The sequence below is a fragment of the Pseudoalteromonas sp. SD03 genome, assembly GCF_040937955.1.
Taxonomy (GTDB): Bacteria; Pseudomonadota; Gammaproteobacteria; order Enterobacterales; family Alteromonadaceae; genus Pseudoalteromonas; species Pseudoalteromonas tetraodonis.
Genome location: NZ_CP162514.1, coordinates 340381 through 361885, shown reverse-complemented (window position 1 = coordinate 361885; position 21505 = coordinate 340381). Strand labels below are relative to the sequence as shown.

At 39.5% G+C, this 21505-nt stretch carries 18 protein-coding genes; 6 read left to right on the top strand and 12 right to left on the bottom strand.

Features of this window, described 5'->3' with window-relative positions; translation table 11 throughout:
* The 5 genes from ABZP26_RS01625 to ABZP26_RS01605 all read right to left on the bottom strand — a co-directional run bounded on the left by ABZP26_RS01625 (window position 1) and on the right by ABZP26_RS01605 (window position 5068).
* Entirely contained in the window at window positions 1-570 is a 570-nt protein-coding gene (locus ABZP26_RS01625) for a nucleoside triphosphate pyrophosphatase (protein WP_368485272.1), read from the bottom strand.
* Window positions 570-1049, bottom strand: coding sequence for a rod shape-determining protein MreD (gene mreD, locus ABZP26_RS01620; RefSeq protein WP_016900308.1), 480 nt, complete (start codon window positions 1047-1049; stop codon window positions 570-572). Before mreD ends, ABZP26_RS01625 begins: the two co-directional genes overlap by 1 nt.
* Window positions 1042-1884: a rod shape-determining protein MreC gene (gene mreC, locus ABZP26_RS01615; protein ID WP_016900309.1), complete on the bottom strand. Its 843-nt coding sequence runs from the start codon at window positions 1882-1884 to the stop codon at window positions 1042-1044. Before mreC ends, mreD begins: the two co-directional genes overlap by 8 nt.
* Window positions 1884-2927, bottom strand: a complete 1044-nt coding sequence (locus tag ABZP26_RS01610; protein ID WP_013463921.1) for a rod shape-determining protein — start codon at window positions 2925-2927, stop codon at window positions 1884-1886. Before ABZP26_RS01610 ends, mreC begins: the two co-directional genes overlap by 1 nt.
* A gap of 134 nt (window positions 2928-3061) precedes the next feature.
* Window positions 3062-5068, bottom strand: coding sequence for an SUMF1/EgtB/PvdO family nonheme iron enzyme (locus ABZP26_RS01605; protein ID WP_368485271.1), 2007 nt, complete (start codon window positions 5066-5068; stop codon window positions 3062-3064).
* A 334-nt stretch (window positions 5069-5402) separates the two neighbouring features.
* Here ABZP26_RS01605 and ABZP26_RS01600 point away from each other — a divergent pair, with 334 nt between their 5' ends.
* Window positions 5403-6311 (top strand): 1-aminocyclopropane-1-carboxylate deaminase/D-cysteine desulfhydrase, encoded by a 909-nt coding sequence (locus ABZP26_RS01600; protein ID WP_368485270.1) that lies wholly within the window; start codon window positions 5403-5405, stop codon window positions 6309-6311.
* Between the two features lie 29 nt (window positions 6312-6340).
* On the opposite strand, the gene ABZP26_RS01595 is transcribed toward ABZP26_RS01600, so the two are convergent.
* The 3 genes from ABZP26_RS01595 to ABZP26_RS01585 form a co-directional block, all read right to left on the bottom strand.
* Window positions 6341-7987 (bottom strand): EAL domain-containing protein, encoded by a 1647-nt coding sequence (locus tag ABZP26_RS01595; protein ID WP_013463918.1) that lies wholly within the window; start codon window positions 7985-7987, stop codon window positions 6341-6343.
* Between the two features lie 368 nt (window positions 7988-8355).
* Window positions 8356-9057 carry a single-stranded DNA-binding protein gene (gene ssb, locus ABZP26_RS01590; protein ID WP_024602151.1) on the bottom strand — a complete coding sequence of 234 codons (702 nt, stop codon included), beginning with the start codon at window positions 9055-9057 and terminating at the stop codon, window positions 8356-8358.
* A 20-nt stretch (window positions 9058-9077) separates the two neighbouring features.
* Window positions 9078-10445: an MFS transporter gene (locus ABZP26_RS01585; RefSeq protein ID WP_024602150.1), complete on the bottom strand. Its 1368-nt coding sequence runs from the start codon at window positions 10443-10445 to the stop codon at window positions 9078-9080.
* Window positions 10446-10608: 163 nt separating this feature from the next.
* On the opposite strand from ABZP26_RS01585, the gene uvrA reads away from it, so the two are divergent.
* A complete protein-coding gene (gene uvrA, locus ABZP26_RS01580) occupies window positions 10609-13434 on the top strand; it encodes an excinuclease ABC subunit UvrA (protein WP_024602149.1) in 2826 nt (941 codons plus the stop codon).
* A 29-nt stretch (window positions 13435-13463) separates the two neighbouring features.
* Window positions 13464-14525 (top strand): hypothetical protein, encoded by a 1062-nt coding sequence (locus ABZP26_RS01575; protein ID WP_368485269.1) that lies wholly within the window; start codon window positions 13464-13466, stop codon window positions 14523-14525.
* A gap of 146 nt (window positions 14526-14671) precedes the next feature.
* On the opposite strand, the gene ABZP26_RS01570 is transcribed toward ABZP26_RS01575, so the two are convergent.
* A complete protein-coding gene (locus tag ABZP26_RS01570; RefSeq protein WP_368485268.1) occupies window positions 14672-16816 on the bottom strand; it encodes a winged helix-turn-helix domain-containing protein in 2145 nt (714 codons plus the stop codon).
* 283 nt (window positions 16817-17099) lie between these two features.
* Between ABZP26_RS01570 and ABZP26_RS01565 the strand changes: the two genes are divergently transcribed.
* Both ABZP26_RS01565 and ABZP26_RS01560 read left to right on the top strand, forming a co-directional pair.
* Window positions 17100-17450: a hypothetical protein gene (locus tag ABZP26_RS01565; RefSeq protein WP_368485267.1), complete on the top strand. Its 351-nt coding sequence runs from the start codon at window positions 17100-17102 to the stop codon at window positions 17448-17450.
* A gap of 27 nt (window positions 17451-17477) precedes the next feature.
* The gene (locus tag ABZP26_RS01560; protein WP_368485266.1) at window positions 17478-18398 is read left to right on the top strand and encodes a TraB/GumN family protein; all 921 of its coding nucleotides are present in this window, start codon (window positions 17478-17480) and stop codon (window positions 18396-18398) included.
* Between the two features lie 122 nt (window positions 18399-18520).
* Here the strand turns inward: ABZP26_RS01560 and trpS are convergent, their stop codons facing one another.
* Genes trpS through rpe form a run of 3 tightly spaced genes read right to left on the bottom strand, consistent with a single transcriptional unit; the run spans window position 18521 to window position 20907 of the window.
* Window positions 18521-19525 (bottom strand): tryptophan--tRNA ligase, encoded by a 1005-nt coding sequence (trpS, locus tag ABZP26_RS01555; RefSeq protein WP_008115060.1) that lies wholly within the window; start codon window positions 19523-19525, stop codon window positions 18521-18523.
* A 33-nt stretch (window positions 19526-19558) separates the two neighbouring features.
* Window positions 19559-20224, bottom strand: coding sequence for a phosphoglycolate phosphatase (locus ABZP26_RS01550; protein WP_008115059.1), 666 nt, complete (start codon window positions 20222-20224; stop codon window positions 19559-19561).
* Window positions 20224-20907: a ribulose-phosphate 3-epimerase gene (gene rpe, locus ABZP26_RS01545; protein WP_028834492.1), complete on the bottom strand. Its 684-nt coding sequence runs from the start codon at window positions 20905-20907 to the stop codon at window positions 20224-20226. Before rpe ends, ABZP26_RS01550 begins: the two co-directional genes overlap by 1 nt.
* 297 nt (window positions 20908-21204) lie before the next feature.
* On the opposite strand from rpe, the gene ABZP26_RS01540 reads away from it, so the two are divergent.
* A complete protein-coding gene (locus tag ABZP26_RS01540; RefSeq protein WP_033104299.1) occupies window positions 21205-21504 on the top strand; it encodes a hypothetical protein in 300 nt (99 codons plus the stop codon).
* Window position 21505: the final 1 nt, after the last annotated feature.

Sequence of the window (21505 nt, the reverse complement as noted above, 5' to 3'; positions counted from 1 at the left end):
CTACCCTCTTAAGAATGTATTTAATAATTGTTCTGTCTCATATAAAGGTAAGCCGACAACGGCAAAATAGCTACCCGAAATATGCGTTACAAAGCGCCCACCTAACCCTTGGATACCGTAACCACCGGCTTTATCTTGAGGCTCGCCCGTTTGCCAATAAGCATGTATTTCTTCATCACTGAGCGTTTTAAAGGTGACATCTGTACTGACCACACAACTGAGTACTTTACCTGATGTAGCAAAAGCGATGGCAGTTAACACTTGGTGCGTGTTCCCTGATAAGCGCTTTAAGGTTTGAGTAAAATCGTCTTTATCTCGAGGCTTACATAATGATTGGTTATCCATCACCACCACAGTATCACTACCTAGCACTGGCCGGTCAGTATAACCTTGCTCTACGCCCATTTGCGCCTTTAAACGCGCTAAACGCTCTACATAGTCATGCGGGCACTCATTAGCAAGCTGACTTTCATCGGCATCAACACTAAACTGTGAAAATTCAATACCCAATTGGGTTAGAAGCTCTTTACGACGGGGAGACGCGGAGGCTAAATATACTGCGCAAGTCATTATCTGATCCTAAAATGTCTACGGTATTTTCGAAGTAATAAAAATACCCATATCCAGCTCAACATGCCTGTTAATACAGGCCATAAGTAATGTGGGCTAAAATAAACGCCAAGTAAAAAGTGATTTAACCAAAACTGCATTAAGTGGTAAAGCGTTAAGAACAAGCCTATAAGTAGGCTTTGTTGCCACAATGAAAAATTGCGAATTTTTTGGAAGTTACTTGCAGTAACAAAAATACACACTGAATAAGTTAAGGAATTAACACCCAATGAGGAGCCTGTTGCTAAGTCAATTAATAACCCAACAACCCAAGCAGTCCCTATATTTAGTCTATGCGGTAAAGCTAAAGACCAGTACATAAGCACCAATAGCACCCAATCAGGACGAAATGGTTCAAGTGAAAAAGGTAACGGCATTAGCGCCATTACTAATGCAAAGAAAATACTTAATGCGATTAAAAGCATATGACGGTTAATCATCACCCATCAACTCCTGCTGATTTAGCCATAACACCACTAATAACCGAATTCGATCTAATTGAGCTATCGGCTCAGCAAATACTTGCGCAAAAGGTTGGCCTTCATCACGAGTTATTTCGGTGATCACCGCTACCGGATAACCTTCAGGAAAGGTACCTCCTAGGCCAGATGTCACCAGCACATCACCAATACGCACATCTAAGCTATGCGGCACATGTGATAGCTTTAGCACGTTAATTTTACCGATACCTTCAACCACTGTGCGCACATCGTTTCGTAATATACGCACCGGTGTTGCATGGGTGGTATCTGTAATTAACAGCACCCGCGAGGTTGTTGAACCAACTTTAGTCAACTGCCCGACTAACCCCATATCATCAATCACCGCTTGGCTTTCGCTTAAACCATCGGTGGTTCCCCGATTTATCACCACTTGGTGACTATAAGGATTTGAATGAACAGAAAGTACTTGAGCAATAATTTTACGATTGGTGTGTTTAGAGGAAGAGCCAAGTAATGCACGAAGTTTTTGATTCTCTTTTGCTAAAAACTCATACTGCTGGATTTGCTCACTTTGCAATACTTGCTTCTTTTTGAGTGCTTCGTTTTCGGTTAGTAACTGCTCACGGGTATGCAAACTTTTGGCGCTAAAGCTAAATACTTCGTAAGGTAGGTTAGCAACATAAATAAGTGGACTAACCAACGTATTCAAACTAGTACGAATGTTCTCGCCACCTTGCGTGTACTTGTCTCCAAGGATCAATACGATACTCAAAAGCACTGCGACAAAAAGTCGCAGTTGCAAAGAAACCGTTTTTTCAAACATTGATTTCATTAATCGTAACTAAAAACGTCACCACCGTGCACATCAATCATTTCAAGGGCCTTGCCGCCGCCACGTGCAACACACGTAAGTGGATCATCAGCAACAACCACTGGAATGCCCGTTTCTTCCATTAGCAGGCGATCTAAATCCTTAAGTAATGCGCCGCCGCCAGTTAACACCATACCATGCGCTGAAATATCAGATGCCAGCTCAGGTGGAGACTGCTCAAGCGCCACCATGACAGCGCTTACAATCCCCATTAGTGGCTCTTGTAATGCTTCTAAGATTTCATGCGAGTTGAGCGTAAATGAACGAGGTACGCCTTCTGCAAGGTTACGACCACGCACTTCTATCTCTACTGGCTCGTCTGTTTTAAATGCCGATCCAATTTGGTGTTTAATATTCTCAGCGGTGGCTTCACCGATTAAGCTACCAAAGTTACGACGTACATAATTAATAATGGCTTCATCGAACTTATCACCACCAATACGTACTGATGATGAGTACACAACACCATTAAGTGAAATAATAGCGACTTCTGTTGTACCGCCACCAATATCAACCACCATAGAACCCGTTGCTTCAGACACAGGTAAACCGGCACCAATTGCAGCTGCCATTGGCTCTTCGATTAAGTAGACTTCGCGAGCACCTGCACCCATCGCTGATTCACGAATAGCACGTTTTTCAACTTGGGTGGCTCCACAAGGAACACAAATAAGCACGCGTGGGCTTGGGCGCATAAAATTATTATTGTGCACTTGTTTGATGAAGTGCTGTAACATTTTTTCAGTAACATAAAAATCAGCAATCACACCGTCTTTCATTGGACGTATGGCTTTTATGTTACCTGGCGTACGGCCCAACATTTGCTTAGCTTCTGTACCTACAGATGCAACACTTTTAGGTCCACCAGCACGTTCTTGACGAATAGCAACAACTGAAGGTTCATTTAATACAATACCTTCTTCTTTTACATAAATTAGTGTGTTGGCTGTACCTAAATCGATCGATAGATCGTTTGAAAAAATACCACGGAGTTTTTTAAACATGAGGCTGGATGACCTTTGAAATTCGTTCTTATTGTAGTTGCGCTTACTTTAACATTCTCAACACAATGAGCAATGTAAAGCGCAGCCGTCTTTGTAATCATTAAAAAGAGGAAGCACCGCTTCCCCATAAAATATTATCGTTCGCTCATTAAGCGAAAGCCAATATAATTAGCTCTAAAATCTGGCGCTAAAATTAAACGCGTTGATGCACGAGCAAGGCTAGGGGCAAAATTCCATGCACCTCCGCGAACAACGGCATCTTTTTTATTCCCTGTGCTACTAGTCCATTCCCATACATTGCCTACAGTATCGTATAAGCCAAATGCATTTGCAGAAAAAGACCCTACCGGAGCCGTGCGTTTATTAGACCACTCGCTACCACACCAACCACAGTTAGCTAGGTTTTTACCAATTTCGTTACCCCATGGGTACTCTGTCTCAGTGCCTGCACGCGCCGCATATTCCCACTCAACCTCAGTGGGTAAACGATACGTTTGCGCTGTTTTATCAGAAAACCACTCGGCGTAAGCAATAGCGTCATTTTTTGTCAAACACACAGCTGGAAACTCATTGGTTTGTTCAAATCCTGGAGCACGCCAATTTAAGCTTGCTTCCCAAACAGGTTCGCCGTTGAGGTAATATGCGCAACCTTTGCCTTTTTCAGCTTCGGTTTTATATTGCGTTTCGTTTACAAACGCTTCAAATGCGCCAACAGTCACTTCTTTGCTCTGCATAGCAAAAGATTCACTAATCGTTTTTTCAACCACGGGGCGTTCATTTTCAAGCCCATTGCCGTTTATATCACCCATTTTAAATTTACCAACGGGGATCATCACTGCTGATGGGTCCACCATAGGTGGGCGTGTATCAATTTCCATTCCTTTTGGGCAATCTGCTTGTATTATTTGCTCTCGCTTTTTAGTCGGTGCAGCAATCGACTCTGACTTTTTTTCCAACTGAGCAAAAAGCGTTCGCGTTTTCTTTAAGTCAATTCGCGCTTTATAAGGGATGTAACCTTCTTTGCGTATTTCTAATTTATGCAAACCACGTGGTAAGTTCGTCACCAAACGAGTAGAACCTACTCGAATATCATTAATAAATACTTCATCGCCGTGTACATTAGAGCGTAAGGTTAACTGAACTAATTGATCTTTCTTGTTCTCAGCGACCACTTTAGGCTTTTTATTAACTGTTTTAGCGACAACGGCAGCGGCTTTATTATCCCCATTATCGCTGAATGTTAACTGACTATCAGAGAAAGTAGTGCTATAAGCTGGCTGATAAGTATTTGCCAGCGGGGTACCATACTCTAAACAAAAACTATTATTCACACTAAGTAAGTGACATAAACGACTGCTGTTTACATCTCCGCGCATAGTAACGCTTAAATTGACGTTGTAATCACCTTGCCCGCTAAATGCGCTCTTAATCACGTGACTACTTAAAATTTGTACTTGTGCCCCTGCCATGTCTCGCTTAGGTTCAACAAGACGTTTTTCTGTAAGATTTTCAAATATTTGATCTAAAAAACGTTTAGTTGCCTTTTTCAGCCCTATTTGCTGACCGCTCTGCTCACATGCCGCCAGTGTTTCAGTGCGCTTACAGTTAATGGTATGGTCAACTTCAAGCGTACCCTCTCGGGTAAATTCATTGCGTAATCGCTCTACACGCGCCGTAGTATATTGCACTTTTAAGCTTTCAATCGTGTTTTGAAGTGCATGTTTATCAGCGCGAATTTGCTCAATATCTTTTAGATGGGATGCAATTGCCGCCAATTGCATAGAAATATCATTTTTATTTTGTTCTTGATCAACAACGGCTTTTTGATAACGCGATTGTGCAGAGGTAATGTCTAGCGACGGATTATCAATTAAACGTCGATACATATCATTCATCGCATCCAACGCTTGGTTTTTTTCTTTATCAAGCTGTGTGGAACGCGTTCTCAGCAATTCAAGTTGTGTTTGAAGTTGATTCTCTTCTTTTAAATATTTGTCGAGCATCGTCGTTGAACGAGTGTATTCTGTTTGTTTCGTATTAATCTCTGATTCAATTCTGTTTACAGTAGTTGTATCTTGTGCAAATACTGTGCTTGCAAAAAAGCTAGCAGAAATTAACAGAGATAAAGGAGCAATTCGCATATATTCCAGTCCCAAAAAAGCGGCAATTATTTGGTTATTATTATTTTTTATAATAAAACCTTATGCTATGTACTTGAAGCACAAAACACAAGCTTTGTTCATTTATTATCTCAGTTTACAACTATTATCCCGTTTCATGCCAGTAAATAACCGTTTCATTTGTACTAAATAGCTAATTTATTTAACAACACCGAGATTTATCTGCATTTTACGCTATTAAGATGCCAATTTAGCCGCGTATTCATATTTTTAGTTTGCTTAAGTAATAAAAACTGAGTCAAAATAACGCTATTACACAGCACATTCATCATGTAACTAATGAAAAAGAGTGATAATGCCAATACCATTCAGTATTAATGAACATAGCTATTTACAAACAATTACCAGTGAATTACTAACAAACAAGAAAATAACTTTAACTATTAAGCGCGATGATTTATTGCATCCACTTATCAGCGGTAATAAATGGCGAAAGCTCAAATACAATTTAGTTCGTATGCAACAACTGGGTAAATCTGAATTACTTACATTTGGTGGTGCTTTTTCAAATCACATTCATGCGTGCGCCGCTGCTGGTAAAGAGTTTAACTTAACAACCCACGCAATTGTGCGCGGCCCACAGCTTGATCTAAATAATCCTACTCTAAAATTTGCACAGCAATGTGGTATGCAGTTACATGCAGTCAATCGTATAGAGTACAAACAACGACATGATGAAGCCTATTTAGCCGCATTACAGGCACGCTTTCCAAACGCATACATTCTACCTGAAGGAGGCACTAACGAGTTTGCTATAGAGGGATGTAAAGAGCTTGCTCAGAGTTTACCTGAGCACGACTACTTAGTCTGTCCAACTGGCAGTGGCGGCACCTTGACTGGATTGATAGAGGGCAGCTCAAATAAAATCAACCTACTAGGGATTGCTGTTTTAAAGCAAGCCGACTACCTGCGGGACGAAATACGCGCTCTTAGCCCTAAAGCAAAATCACAAAATAACTGGCAACTACTTACGCAATTTCACGGTGGTGGATATGGTCGTTTTACAGCTGAGTTATGGCAGTTTTGCCAACACATGCAGCATCAACATCAATTACCCTTGGAGCCTATTTACAGTGGTAAAATGATGTACGCACTTTGGCAGCTCATCAATAATGATTACTTTGCCCCTAACAGCAAAATTATTGCAATACATACTGGTGGGTTGCAAGGTTTAGAAGGGCTAAAATATCGCAAATTAGTGTAGAGTATATTTAACTTGTTAATTGCTTAGCATTAGTGAAATGCGACTTGAGTATAATTGGGGAGTAATTTAGAAAAATATCCTCCTTGCGCGCCGCTAATGCCTATTACTTTTAAAAGTTGTAGCTCCTGAGGCGTCTCTACATCAAGTGCAAAGACTGACAAGCTCAATAATCTACTTATATGCACAATCCCCCTAACGTATTTTTGTTGTGAATTACTGCGCTCTATCCCATGGACAAGTTCAGAAGCTAAGTTAAGTCCTGATATTTGTTTATTAAGCGTAAACTTAAAAATATTTTTACTGTTTCTCACATCATTAATTACAATATTGCAGTTTAGTGCCGCTATTGCTGCAAAAGCGCCTTGCAAACGTAATTGATTATTTAAGAATTCTGATTCATTTATAGAAAATTGCAGTGTATGTTGGTTTTTTAAGTCATTGATATAAGCAGTTAACCAGCTCCAAAACTCGTTATTAAACCAGTTTTTAGGATGTAACTTAATACTAATAACTGACGATGATTTATCTATAAGCAATAGTTTTTTAACTTGCATAACTACCGCTTGATCGTGCAACAGCGCCTCACCTTCGCTATAAAATTGACTGATACTTTCTTGATTAAGTAATTGTTTATTTCCCCTGTCATTACTTTTAATTGATACGTAATGCTTAATAATAGCGCCGCTATCGAGCTCGTATACTGGTTGAAATAAAATAGCTAATTTTTGCTTTTTAATTCGTTGTGATATTGAGTGTCTATCGAGCTTTTGGACATGACCATAATTTAACGCTAATTGGTGATAATGCTTAACTCGATTTTGCTGCGAGAGAGTAAGTGCCGACTTTGCCAACTGATACACCATAACCTGATCAGCCTCGGAATAATAAGTACATAAACCTACTTTTACATGCCTCTGTGCAGTTCTTGGCGCCAATACATGAGCGGCACTTACAATGCATTGATGTAAATATTTAGCGCAATTGAGTTTATCAATTGCATCAATCCCTTTGAGAGTAAAAGCGAAATTGCCTGCAGTTAATAACTTAACGGATATTTCAGTCGTATTAATAAAGTCTTTTGCCAATAAGACTTTAAGAGTCGCTTGTAAGTCAGTGTTTGCATCAAAATGGCATTCACACTGAATAAGTGCAAATACATTATATTTAATTGCTTCCTGCACATTAGTTGTCGCTATGGGAGCGAGCTGTAAAGAACTCACTTTGGGTGCATAACGTACTTTCTTATTATTAAAGTGCTGCTGACGTTTAGAGGTCATTGTGCTGTTTTTTATTGTTTTAGGCTTTTTAAAACGTCGAATACAAAGCATAGCGAGCAAAAGAACCGCGTTTATTATTAAAAACAAATAGCTATAGCTATACCAAACTGGCCATGAGTAGAGCAAAATTCCTTTTGAGTTAGCGCTAAAATAATGTTTTTGTTTTTCTATATAAATAGAGTTTTTATTAGGGGCGAGCGTAAAAGGCGTATTTGCAATAAGTTGTTTTTCATTGGCCAATGGCTGTTGCAATTGCTTCGCTAGCTTTAAACCAACTTGCTCGTTTTGATGCTGTAAAACCAAACTTAAACCGCTATTAATAATCACTAGCAAGGCGATACACAGAGCATAAAACAAAGCATTTGAATAATTGGTAAAGTGAAATTTACTGACTTTCATAACCCACCGGCACATCAAATAAGTTATTAAAGTGTTGTCTACTATTTGCAATTGTACAAGCCAACAATAAAAGTTTAGCGAAGGTTTAAAAGTTAGTACTTAATGTTTATAAACATTATATTTAGCCTTCAATTAGTTAACTAAACAGCTGTCATTATTTATATATTAGTTTGAACAAAGGAGGGCTTGGCTTAAAAAATAAAAACACCAGTATCACAGTGCTTTTTACACATTCATATGTTTACTTTAGGAAGTGTTTATTCAGATTTAAAAACTGTAGAAATGGAATACGGTCATTTTTTTAATAAAAAAGCCGCTTAATAGCGGCTTTCTAGAAAACTTTTAAACATTTTGCTTTTTGTCTTAGGTCAAAACGGGATATCGTCATCAAAGTCGATTGTTGGTTCCATAGGGTTTGATGCGCCGCCTTGCGGTGCATTTTGTGGCTTAGGTGCAAACCCGCCTTGCTGTTGTGGTGCACTATTTTGTTGTGGTGCAAAACCACCTTGCTGCTGTGGCTGGTATTGGTTGTTTTGCTGCGGTGCTGGCTGCTGAGCAGGTGCAGATTGCTGCTGTGGAGCATAACTGCCTTGCTGGCTATTTTGGCCTTGGTTATTTTGACCATAACCACCGCTTTGTTGCCCGCCTTGGTTGCCTTGATAGCCACTACTTTGTTGACCACCTTGGTTACCTTGATAGCCACCACTTTGTTGATCGCCACCGCGTGCACCTAGCATTTGCATTTGACCCGTAAAGCCATCGACAACGATTTCTGTGGTGTATTTTTCTTGGCCTTGTTGATCAGTCCATTTACGGGTTTGAAGTTTACCTTCTACGTAAATTTGTGATCCCTTGCGGCAGTATTCACCCACAATTTCAGCTAACTTGCCAAAAAATACCACACGGTGCCACTCAGTTTTATCAACCATTTGGCCAGTGTTTTTATCTTTATAGCTATCTGAAGTTGCTAAGGTAATATTTGCTACACCATTACCATTAGGCATGTAACGAACTTCAGGATCTTGCCCTAAATTACCAACCAAAATTACTTTGTTCACACCGCGTGCCATGGAACCATCTCCTATAAACGTTAGATTAAACCAGCCACTCTTCGGGCTTGGTCTAGGTCAAATTCTTTATCATTAATCTTTAAGTAGCTACGACTTTCATCGCGAACTACGGTTGCTTCTATTACGCCGGGTAAAGCAACTAACTGAGAAGCCAGTGTTTGTGCCTGCTCTTCAGAATCTAATTGGGTCATTAAACTAATAACTTTGCTTTTCGGTGGGACTTGCATTTTCCACGCAATAATAAGCCATATTACCCCAACAAGTGCCGCCGCCGCAAACACAGCTTGCGTACTAGTTGTTTGTGCTACATACCCGCCAAGCATGCCGCCTAAAAAAGCGCCTAAAAACTGGCTCGATGAATACCCCCCCATGGCTGAGCCTTTTTGGCTTGCTGGAGCAATACGCGACACAAGAGCCGGCATAGTGGCTTCTAAAAAGTTAAACGCAACAAAATATAACAGCATACAAACCGCAATACCAACAACGCTGTTTGCCCACATAGACATACTTAACATGCTGACTATTAAAACCATAACAGAACCAATAAAGGCTTGTTTTTCTTTCTCTTTTTTAATCGCCACTATCATTACTGGCACCATTAAAAAAAACGCCAAAAATAAAACCGGAATATAAAGCTGCCAATGGTTTTCGGCCACTAAGCCATCTTTAATTAATTGGCTTGGTAATACTACAAAAATAGTCGTTAATGTTAGATGCAGCAATAATACGCCTGCATTTAAACGTGCCAGCTGTGGGTGTTTAATCAATTTTTTGATGTCACTAAAACTGGCAAGCGTATCGCCTTTAGGGGCTTTATTTATTGCACTGGGAACGAGCATAGTGACTATAAAAATACCACACACAGCCAAAATAGCCGTTAGCCAAAATACGCCTGCAATGCCCCACGAAGCTGCCACTATAGGCCCTAATAACATCGCAAACGCAAAGCTCATACCGATGCTCATGCCAATCACCGCCATAACTTTGGGGCGCTGTTCATCACGGCTTAAATCTGATGCAAACGCTAATAATGCGCTGGCTATAGCTCCCATGCCTTGTAATGCGCGCCCTACCGTCACCATTTGAATAGACTCTGCCAAAGCGGCAATTACCGAACCTAAAGCAAATACCGCCAAACCACCGACTATGACTTTTTTACGACCTATTTTATCGGAAAGTCTCCCCATTGGGATTTGTAATACGGCCTGAGTTAAACCATACGCACCAATTGCAAAACCAATCCAAATAGGTGAAAAGCCTTCAAGCTCTTGACCATAAATAGCTAAAACAGGCATCAGCATAAACAAGCCGAGCATTCTAAATGCAAACACACTCGCTAACGATACGGCGGCGCGTTTTTCTCGTGAATTAAGTGAAGATGCGGTCATTATTTGCGTGATCTTACTGTGTTAAAAAATTAGGCAAGGATTCTATCACAAGCTTGGCAATAATTAATCGTCTATAACTAAGGATTTTTTCGATGATCAAGGATTAATATTGCAGCGTATTATGCGATACTGAGCAAATAATTTTGGCAATAAACGAGATAGCATGGAAAACATTGAAGTCCGAGGCGCCCGCACGCACAATTTAAAAGACATCAGCCTAACCATCCCACGTGATAAACTAATTGTTATTACTGGCTTATCTGGTTCAGGAAAGTCATCACTTGCATTTGATACGCTGTATGCAGAAGGGCAACGCCGGTATGTTGAATCACTCTCTGCTTATGCAAGGCAGTTTTTGTCATTAATGGAAAAGCCCGATGTAGATCATATTGAAGGCCTTTCTCCTGCTATTTCCATAGAACAAAAATCAACCTCGCATAACCCACGTTCAACCGTGGGAACTATTACTGAAATCTATGATTATTTACGCTTGATGTTTGCACGCGTTGGCGAACCTCGCTGTCCGACTCATGATTTACCGCTCGCGGCGCAAACAATCAGCCAAATGGTCGATACCGCACTGGCGCTGCCTGAGGGCACAAAGCTAATGCTCTTGGCCCCTGTTGTTAAAGACCGTAAAGGCGAACATGTAAAGCTATTAGAGCAGCTTGCAAGCCAAGGCTACATTCGCGCACGTATTGATGGCGAAGTGTGCGACCTATCTGATCCACCACCACTAGATCTACATAAAAAGCACACAATTGAAGTCGTGGTTGATCGCTTTAAAGTCAAAGACGGCCAGCAACAACGTCTCGCGGAATCATTCGAAACAGCACTTGAAATGTCAGGCGGCGTTGCCAACATTGCGTTTATGGACGATAGCAATGCTGAAGAAATGCTGTTTTCAGCAAATTTTGCCTGTCCAACCTGTGGCTATGCGATGACAGAGCTTGAACCGCGTCTATTTTCGTTCAACAACCCAGCCGGGGCTTGTCAAAGCTGTGACGGTTTAGGTGTAAGGCAATACTTTGACCCTAATCGCGTGGTTCATAACCCTGAGATAAGTTTAGCTGGCGGTGCAATTAAAGGTTGGGATAAACGCAGCTTTTACTACTATCAAATGTTGCAAGCAGTTGCACAACATTACGACTTTGATTTAGATGTTCCTTATCAAGAGCTTGCAAAAGAACATAAGAAAATTATCTTAGATGGCTCGGGTGATACTAAAATTGCATTTAATTACCGTAATGACCGCGGTGATTTAATTACACGTAATCATGTATTTGAAGGCGTGTTAAATAATATGAACCGCCGCTACCGCGAAACTGAATCAAACTCTGTGCGTGAAGAGCTAGCTAAGTATCAAACTAGTCAAGCGTGTCCTAGTTGTAAAGGTTCGCGCCTTCGCCAAGAAGCACGTAACGTATTTATTGGTCAAACTAACTTACCAACCATCACACATATGAGTATTGGTGAGGCAATGAGCTTTTTTGAAGGTTTGCATTTGACTGGGCAAAAAGGCCAAATCGCCGAAAAAATTCTAAAAGAAATTCGCGATCGTTTATCTTTCTTAATAAATGTTGGCCTAAATTACTTATCACTTGAGCGCAGCGCCGACACGCTCTCTGGCGGTGAAGCACAGCGTATTCGTTTAGCGAGTCAAATTGGCGCTGGATTAGTGGGTGTTATGTATGTACTGGATGAACCTTCAATTGGTTTACACCAACGTGATAACGACCGTTTATTAAAAACCTTAGTGCATTTACGTGATTTAGGTAACACCGTTATTGTTGTAGAGCATGATGAAGACGCGATCCGCGCGGCAGATCATATTATTGATATTGGTCCGGGTGCTGGTGTCCATGGCGGCCATGTTATTGCTCAAGGTACACGCGATGATATTTTAGCGAGCAAAGACTCGGTTACCGGTCAGTTTTTATCGGGGGTGCGTAAAATTGAAGTACCTAAAGAGCGCCATGCTACTAACGATAAATGGTTAGAGCTGTTTGGCGCTACCGGTAATAACTTAAAAAATGTTGATTTAAAAATACCCTTTGGCTTAATGACCTGTATTACCGGTGTATCGGGCTCAGGTAAATCTACACTCATTAACGACACCTTATTTAAACTCGCTCACACTGAGCTTAATGGTGCCACAACCGCAGAAGCGGCCCCTTACAAGTCAATTGCAGGCCTTGAGCACTTTGATAAAGTGATTGATATTGACCAAAGTCCTATTGGCCGCACACCGCGTTCAAATCCTGCAACTTATACCGGTATTTTCACCGGTATTCGTGAACTGTTTGCGGGTACTCAAGAAGCCCGTTCACGTGGTTACAAAGTAGGTCGCTTTAGCTTTAATGTTAAAGGTGGGCGTTGTGAGGCATGCCAAGGTGATGGCGTTATTAAAGTAGAAATGCACTTTTTACCTGACGTATATGTGCCGTGTGATGTATGTAAAGGTAAACGTTATAACCGCGAAACCTTAGAAGTACAATATAAAGGCAAAAACATCAACCAAGTGCTCGATATGACCGTTGAAGATGCCCATGACTACTTTGATAAAATACCGGCCATAGCACGCAAACTTAAAACCCTAATGGATGTTGGACTTTCTTATATCCGCTTAGGCCAAGCCGCTACAACACTTTCTGGTGGTGAAGCACAGCGAATTAAGTTAGCACGTGAGCTTTCTAAGCGTGATACCGGTAAAACGCTATACATATTAGATGAGCCAACAACAGGCCTGCACTTTGCAGATATAGAGCAGTTATTAGTAGTACTGCATCGTCTGCGCGATCATGGCAATACCATTGTAGTGATTGAGCACAATTTAGATGTAATCAAAACAGCCGACTGGATCGTTGATTTAGGCCCTGAAGGTGGTGCTGGCGGCGGTGAAATACTGATTGCAGGTACACCAGAAGAAGTGGCTGAATGCCAGCGCTCTCATACTGGGCACTACTTAAAACCGTTATTAAATAAATAACGGTAATACGCTTTAGATAAGGAAAGTCGGTGTTAAGGTATTTAAAAATTGCAAAATGGCGTGCTAATAAGCAGTTTAAGCAACAGCAAAAAAGCTGGCAACCACACCAAGTTAAACTGCTTAGCCATATAAAAAGCATATGGTTTAACCTTAACACCGCGCAAAAACTTTATCTGCTTGCGTTTATAACTCTAGCCATTTTTAAGTTAACGTGGCTATGTGCCACTATTACTATTATTGCGCTGATCATAGAATTTTGGCCTAAGTTTAATCAACTATGGAATTCACTCGCCGGTAAAGCACTTATTTTGGTATTTTATGCCAGTATTGCTAACTTTGTTTTAGCAAGTGCTAGTGGCATTGTAAATGAAGTCACTCAGGTATCAGCTAATCACTTTAATTACACCCATAACTTTGCCACTTTATTATATTTACCGCCTTGGACACTAGGAATAACTCTGGCAACACTGCTCGGCTTACAACTTATTTTTCCTTTTTACATCATAGTGTTATTACTAATCAAGCCATTTGGATCTGATCGCATAAAGTTTATTAGCCAAAGCTACTCACCACTTCTAACTGCATTAACCCGCTTTTTTTTAGCGACGGTAGTGTTTGTAAGTCTGATTGCATTTATTGATGAAAAACCGCCTGAAAAAGTATTAAACGATATAGTAAATAGCTTTGAAAATAGCCAATCGCTCGCAAATAAATCCCCCGCTGAACAAGAGCAAGCCATAGAAAAATTGAGTGAGCAAATAGAGAAAAAACTCCCCTCTTCAGACAATGACGGCGCTCAGACAAAAACATTTGGTATTCACTTAGAAGGCGAAGATGAGAACACTCAAACGGTTAGGCAGTTTTTAGATACTAAAGGCTACTTTGAACGTAGTAAGCGCTTAATTGCCATGTTTGCCTATAGTTATGAAGCAGACAGTTATTCACGTTGTAAGAAATCAACAGAGAGTAAGTCAATCGAGCTCAATGATTACGAAATTATTGAAATAACGCCTGATCAAAGCATGCCTTACGGTTATCAATTTATAGTTAGAGCCTGTGAGTCTGCCGGTATTTCTGCTACAAAACATTAAAATATAAAAAATGCCGCTAAATTAGCGGCATTTTTGTATCTGCAAATAAACGCGCTTATGGGCGTGGAATAAACCCAACCGCATCATAAACTGCTTTTAATGTAGTTTCTGCACGCGCGCTGGCTTTTTCGGCATAATGAATAGCGCTATTCGCCCCAACTAATTTGTACTATTTGCATATCTTTATACTTAGATCCCGTAAACAATATTTCATTGCTTTCGTTTACCTCAAAACCAATAGGTCGAAAGTCCACGTGTGTATCTTGTATGGTTTGATCTTGTAAATTTAGCCTAGCGATTCTAGAAATAGAATCTGAATAATAGAAATAGTTTTTGCTAATGCCATATGCAACTGACTTTTTGGCATTTTTAGGTAATTCCCAGCTTTGCCTATCTGAAAGGCGAATTAATTGATTATCATTAGTTACGTATCCGTTACCTTTACTATCTGAAATGAGTTTATTCGCTTTTATTCCTTCTATCACGCGTGTATCGCGGGTGAGTAAATTAAATTCTGCCAATATATTTTTTGAACCAAGTCGCTTAATATAAATAATGCTTTCGTTATTTTTTGACCAAATATAGCTTATTATTTTATGCTTATTAAATTCTTCTAACGGATAAAATTTTTGAGCGTTTACGTCATAAAGTGAATAGCTTTTATTTTTTATGAACATTATGAGCTGCTTATTGGGAGAAGCTCTGAGCATTCCTAATGCAAAAATCGAAGGGGCATCATCATAATTAAAAAAGCTAAGTTGCTTTGTAAAACCATTTTGAGAGAGCCATAATTGACTGCTGCCAGAACGCTCAGATACGAAAACATGCGCAGGCCCTTCTTTATTAACTATTTCAATAATGTTGTAGTCGTCTTTATCACTTTTATAGAGTGTTTCATACTTAGGTGTATCGCCAAAAGGGTCTGTTGCTTTAATTAGCGAGTATGATTGGGTTTTATTCTCTGAATAAAAAAGACTATTGGCAGAGTGAACCGCTATATAATAAGGATTTATCTTTGGGGTTACTGTTAGCGTATGTTTAACAATGTTTTTTTCATCAAACATAATGGTTGAAAGCTCAGAACCTTCAAATACAATCACGCCTTTATCGTCAGCAAGCCAATCAAATGCAAAGCTAATCGTGCTTTTTTCTGCTTTAAATAACCGCTTGGTTTCATGGGTCTCAAAGTTATAACTAAATACAGAAAAAGGCTTATCCTTTTGACTAAGTATATATGCTATTTTATTACCAGAATGAGATAAACGCGGCATGATTACGCCATACATTACCCCTGGTGGTGGGATCACTATGAATTCTTTTTTAAGTTCTAAATCAAATTTATATAAACCTGAACCTTCATGCTCATTTTTATATTCGGTGTAATAAATATGTTCACCACTTTCGTCTACTTGCGCATAACCTGTATATCTAAGGTCACACTTTTTAATAGAGGTAGCCTCCCCTATAACAGGAAACTGGCTTAAATCAACAAGTACCATTTCGCACTTTTGCTGCTTTAAATTGGTAGCTTGTAATAGCACTGAGTGCTGGTTTAACTGCCATGATAAAATAGACACCTGAAAGCCTGGATAGGTAATTTCAATCTCTCGCTGATCTGAAAGACGCTTAACAAATGCATGCATTACGTCATTTTCAGGTTCTATATTAGTGTAAGCTAAAAACTGTTTATCAGAAGATACCTCGGGGTGAACCTCGCTGCCAATATTCCACGTGCTTGCTACCTTATTAACCGTGATCTGTTTAATCTTTTCGCTAGAAGGTGCATTAATAAAAAACAACCCTAACCATACTAAAAAGCATATAAAAATAATGACGACTAAAGAATAGATCAAAAACTTTTTACTATTCGTTCTTTGAACCGGTTGAGAAGTAGTTGCAGTCACTACCTCTTCATTTTTGGCAAAAACATCCGGTGAGTCAGGCAAAAAGTTTGCAGGCTCTTCAAAAACGCTTGCTTGCGTTAAGCGCTCTGGTATGACGGTTAGACTGTACCCTTTACGGTAATGCGTTTTCAAAAGCGGCGCTTTTTCAATGGGGTGAGCAAGCTGCTTTCTTAACTCTGAAATAGCACGATTAATCGCATTGTCGTCTACAAAGCTTTGCTGCCACACACTCTCTATTAGCGCTTGACGGGAAACGATTTGTTGAGGCTTATCTATAAAATACAGTAATAGCTTTACTAAAAGTGGGTCTAATTCCCTTTCCATGTTGTTTGAAGTAATCACACATCGATTACTAATAAATTGCCAAGGTCCGATTTGATAATTCATAGTGTTTACGTATTTTTATTTTTCACTAACCCTATCACAGGTACACTTTTTAATATAGTTAGGTGAATTAGAAACCTTATTTCTGCAGATAAGGTTTAAGGCTAACACTTTAATTTAAAACAATAAAAAAATAAAAATTCTTATGAATAAATCACTCACAACTAGATAAGCGACTCTCGGTAAATTCAGCGATATTCTTTAAAACGTCATCAACAAGCAGCTTACTGAACACGACTTTTAAATGTTAATTAAGCTGACGCTTAAACATAAAAAAGGTTTCATTATGAATAACGCAACTAAAAAAGTATTACCCGTAATTATATTAGCAACAATATTTAGTACAGCCTCTGCAGTCGCTACAGAAAGCAAAAACAACACGCTATTAGCTAATTCAGGGCAATGTGCAACCGGTGAAATAGTCACCAATAGCAATCAAATAATTTATGCTACAAACACCGATTCACTCATTAAGCATGAAGTAAACACTGAAACATTATTTACTAGTATAGAGAATCAAATAACGGCCGACTTTGAATCTTCTATAAACAAGATGAACGCAAAAATTGATAGCAACCTTTCGAAAATAACGTCATCACTAACAACTTATATAAGCACTATTTTAACCAATCAATAATAAATCAAATTTCATTAAGGAAGTGTTATGAACGCATTTACTAAAAAAATATTTTCAGCAACTGTATTATTGAGCAGCTGCTTATTAGCAACGACTGTGCAAGCACAAAGCTCAGTGTGGCAGGTAAGCAAAGGAAATGACTCATTATTTATTGGCGGCACAGTACACATTTTACCGAAATCAGAAATGCCTCTACCAGTGGAGTTTAACCACGCCTATAAGCAAGCAGATACTATTGTATTAGAAGCACCAATACCTGATCCTAGCGATGCACAAGCACAAATGAAAATGTTGAGCGCACTATCCTATAAAAATAATGAAACATTGAGCCAAAAGCTAACTCCAGAGGTAAAGCTCGCATTAGAAAACAAGCTGGCTGAATTTGGTGCAAATCTGACTAAATTAGATAACTTTCGCCCAGCAATGGTTAGTATTGTGCTGATGTCGATGGAGTTGCAAAAACAAAATTTAATGGGTGAAGGCGTTGACGCTTACTTTACTAAAAAAGCGACATTAGATAATAAAGAACAACAACACTTAGAGACGATGGCATTTCAGTTAGAGTTATTTAAGACTATGGGTGAACATAACGAAAATGACTTTATCAAAAATAATTTAGCTGGGTTTGATAATTACGGTGTGATGTTTAAAAAATTACTCTCAGCTTGGCGTGAGGGTGATACACAATCGCTCTATACAGTAGCACTTGAACCGATGCAAAAAAATGATCCTGCAACTTATAAACAATTAATGACCGATAGAAACAATAACTGGCTAGTTAAAGTAGAACAAATGTTTAAAAACGATAAAAGTGAATTTGTACTTGTGGGCGCAGGACACCTCGCCGGAGAAGATAGCTTACTGACATTACTTGAGAATAAAGGCTACCAAGTATCTTTAGTTGATATTAACAATACAACTTCCAAAACAACTGCTGAGGCCGATTGATGGATAAAACAGACAAGCAAGCAATGTCACTTCTATTTATATTTGGCTTTTTAATGTTAATCAGCGTGATATAAAAAATGCCGCTAAATTAGCGGCATTTTTGTATCTGCAAATAAACGCGCTTATGGGCGTGGAATAAACCCAACCGCATCATAAACTGCTTTTAATGTAGTTTCTGCACGCGCGCTGGCTTTTTCAGCCCCTGTTCTCATGATGTCATTAAGAAGTGTTTGATCTTCACGAATTTCTTTAAAACGTGTTTGAATTGGCTCAATCATGCTGACAACAGCTGCTGCGGTGTCTTTTTTCAAATGGCCATACATTTTGTCTTCGTATTCAGGGACTAACTCTTCAATTGAGCGCTTAGTTGCCACACTTAGTAGCGTAAGTAAATTAGATACACCTGGCTTTTCTTTGCGATCAAAGTAAATACGCGCTTGCTCGTCAGAATCGGTAACTGCTTTTTTAAGCTTTTTCTCAATCTTTTTCGGCTCGTCTAACATCATAATAAAGCCATTTGGATTTTCATCTGACTTAGACATTTTCTTCAGTGGATCTTGCAGGCTCATGACTCGCGCACCAAATTCTGGAATATACGGTTCTGGCAGCGTAAAAATATCGCCGTAAACATTATTAAAGCGAGTTGCAATATCACGCGTTAGTTCAAGGTGCTGTTTTTGATCTTCACCTACAGGTACTTTGTCTGCTTGGTACAGTAAAATATCAGCCGCTTGCAAAGCCGGATAAGCAAATAACCCCACATTAATATTATTAGCATGCGTTGCCGACTTATCTTTAAACTGGGTCATGCGATTAAGCTCGCCCATTTGCGCATAACAGTTTAATACCCAGCCAAGTTGCGCATGCTCAGGTACCTGAGATTGTACAAATAACGCCGCTTTTTCTGGGTTAATACCGCATGCCGTATATAACGCAACGCCATCGAGTACACGAGCACGCAATAATTCAGGGTCTTGGCGTACGGTAATTGCATGCAAGTCTGCAAGCATAAAGTAGCTATCATATTCTTCCTGTAGCTTAACCCACTGGTTAATAGCGCCAACATAGTTGCCTATTGTCATACCACCGGTTGGCTGCATGCCACTTAATACTACTGGTTTACTCATGATTTTCCTTTATTTTTACTTAATTAAAAATGCTTAACGCTGTGTTAGTGTCGGTATTATAGCTAAGAAGTTATCGCATAGGTACTGCGGATTATAATCCGCTAACTGCTCTCCCTGGTGATACCCATAAGTAAGCGCTATCACGTCAATGTTAGCGGCTTGCGCTGCGAGTATGTCACTCTTTGAATCACCAATCATAATCGCTTTATCAGGCGTTATATTTAATGCATCGCAAGCAAATAATAGCGGCTCAGGTGACGGTTTTTTTGCCATGTCGTCACCGCAAACAATCACTTCAAAATGACTGCGAATAGCGAGCTTATCTAAAAGCATTTCAGTAAAGCGGCGTGCTTTATTAGTAATAAGTGCTTTAGGCATACCACTGAGAGCAGCAAGACCAGTTTCAACATGCTGATATAACACACTGTATTCACCGACCTGCTCACTGTAATGTTGATAAAACAGATTGATAGCTCGTTCGCTTAAAGCCTCATCGAGATGCTCACTAATTTGCATATCGCCGCAAAGGGCTCGTTTAACTAACACCTCAATGCCGTTACCTACCCAACTTTCAACTAATCGCTGACTGACAATTGGAAACGCTAAATCGCTAAGTGTTAAATTTAAAGCCATATACAAGTCGTACACGCTATCAACTAGGGTGCCGTCTAAGTCAAAAAACGCTGCATCATATTTCATTATTTAACACTTTCTAATTGCTGACGCATCTCATCAATCACCGTTTTATAATCAGGCTGATTAAAAATAGCTGAGCCTGCAACAAACATATCTGCACCAGCTTCAGCCGCCGCTGCTATGTTATCTACTTTAATACCACCATCTACTTCTAAACGAATATCACGTCCAGATTCAACAATGCGTTGTTTTGCCTCTCGCAGTTTCTCCAGTGTTTGTGGAATAAAACTTTGCCCACCAAACCCAGGATTTACTGACATTAATAAGATCACATCTACTTTATCCATTACGTGATCGAGGTAACTTAAACTCGTTGCAGGGTTGAACACTAAGCCTGCTTGGCAACCTTCATCTTTTATCAATTGCAAAGTACGGTCAATATGCTCGCTCGCCTCTGGATGGAAGGTAATAATTGATGCACCCGCCTCGGCAAATTGTGGGATTAAACTATCTACCGGTTTTACCATTAAATGCACATCAATCGGGGCTTTAATCCCGTAGTCGCGAAGTGCTTTACATACCATTGGGCCAATCGTTAAGTTAGGTACGTAATGGTTATCCATTACATCAAAATGAACGACATCAGCACCTGCGGCTAACACTTTGTCGACATCTTCGCCTAATCGTGCAAAGTCTGCAGATAATATTGAGGGCGCTATTAAGTATTTTTGTTCACAGTTGAGCATCGCTAATCCGTTAATGAATAATTTATGCCGTTAATGTAACTTAATTAGCGAAGTTACCCAAGTAGCACCTTTAAAAATAGCGCCAAATAAGTAATGTTAAAGCCTTATTGTGGCTATTCATGAAAAAGAATAACCTGCTGAGGATGTAGGCTTTATAATTAAAAAAAGAATCAGTTTTTAAGCGGGTGTCACTCAGTATTTAAAACACAATACAAATAAACAATAACAAAAATAAAGTGTATTATTTAAGCAGTTTTTGTTATGCTGCGCGAAGAACTAAATTATTAGGTTTATATTATGCGTGCTTTTAAAATTGGATTATTAATCACGTCGGTAAGTGTTGTTATTGGAGCAACATCGCTTTGCTCAAATACTGAGCAAGATTTAAGCTCTGCCAACATTTGTCTTCATAAAGAGCAAACCAACGCTATTAATAATAGCGCAACCCGTTGCATTCAAATTGAAGAAGATTCGTCTTGGGCCTCTTGGTTAACAGGTGATAGCCGTAGCGCTCAGTTTCATTACTTAGACTTGCTAGAATTGTTAACGGGTACTGATGACAAACACAAGCCCTCTTCAATCAAGCCATTATTTTAAT

Excerpts from the sequence above, each read along its gene's own strand:
- ABZP26_RS01625 (WP_368485272.1), bottom strand. The coding sequence starts at position 570 with ATGACTTGCGCAGTATATTTAGCCTCCGCGTCTCCCCGTCGTAAAGAG.
- mreD (WP_016900308.1), bottom strand. The coding sequence starts at position 1,049 with ATGATTAACCGTCATATGCTTTTAATCGCATTAAGTATTTTCTTTGCA.
- mreC (WP_016900309.1), bottom strand. The coding sequence starts at position 1,884 with ATGAAATCAATGTTTGAAAAAACGGTTTCTTTGCAACTGCGACTTTTT.
- ABZP26_RS01610 (WP_013463921.1), bottom strand. The coding sequence starts at position 2,927 with ATGTTTAAAAAACTCCGTGGTATTTTTTCAAACGATCTATCGATCGAT.
- ABZP26_RS01605 (WP_368485271.1), bottom strand. The coding sequence starts at position 5,068 with ATGCGAATTGCTCCTTTATCTCTGTTAATTTCTGCTAGCTTTTTTGCA.
- ABZP26_RS01600 (WP_368485270.1), top strand. The coding sequence starts at position 5,403 with ATGCCAATACCATTCAGTATTAATGAACATAGCTATTTACAAACAATT.
- ABZP26_RS01595 (WP_013463918.1), bottom strand. The coding sequence starts at position 7,987 with ATGAAAGTCAGTAAATTTCACTTTACCAATTATTCAAATGCTTTGTTT.
- ssb (WP_024602151.1), bottom strand. The coding sequence starts at position 9,057 with ATGGCACGCGGTGTGAACAAAGTAATTTTGGTTGGTAATTTAGGGCAA.
- ABZP26_RS01585 (WP_024602150.1), bottom strand. The coding sequence starts at position 10,445 with ATGACCGCATCTTCACTTAATTCACGAGAAAAACGCGCCGCCGTATCG.
- uvrA (WP_024602149.1), top strand. The coding sequence starts at position 10,609 with ATGGAAAACATTGAAGTCCGAGGCGCCCGCACGCACAATTTAAAAGAC.
- ABZP26_RS01570 (WP_368485268.1), bottom strand. The coding sequence starts at position 16,816 with ATGAATTATCAAATCGGACCTTGGCAATTTATTAGTAATCGATGTGTG.
- ABZP26_RS01565 (WP_368485267.1), top strand. The coding sequence starts at position 17,100 with ATGAATAACGCAACTAAAAAAGTATTACCCGTAATTATATTAGCAACA.
- ABZP26_RS01560 (WP_368485266.1), top strand. The coding sequence starts at position 17,478 with ATGAACGCATTTACTAAAAAAATATTTTCAGCAACTGTATTATTGAGC.
- trpS (WP_008115060.1), bottom strand. The coding sequence starts at position 19,525 with ATGAGTAAACCAGTAGTATTAAGTGGCATGCAGCCAACCGGTGGTATG.
- ABZP26_RS01550 (WP_008115059.1), bottom strand. The coding sequence starts at position 20,224 with ATGAAATATGATGCAGCGTTTTTTGACTTAGACGGCACCCTAGTTGAT.
- rpe (WP_028834492.1), bottom strand. The coding sequence starts at position 20,907 with ATGCTCAACTGTGAACAAAAATACTTAATAGCGCCCTCAATATTATCT.
- ABZP26_RS01540 (WP_033104299.1), top strand. The coding sequence starts at position 21,205 with ATGCGTGCTTTTAAAATTGGATTATTAATCACGTCGGTAAGTGTTGTT.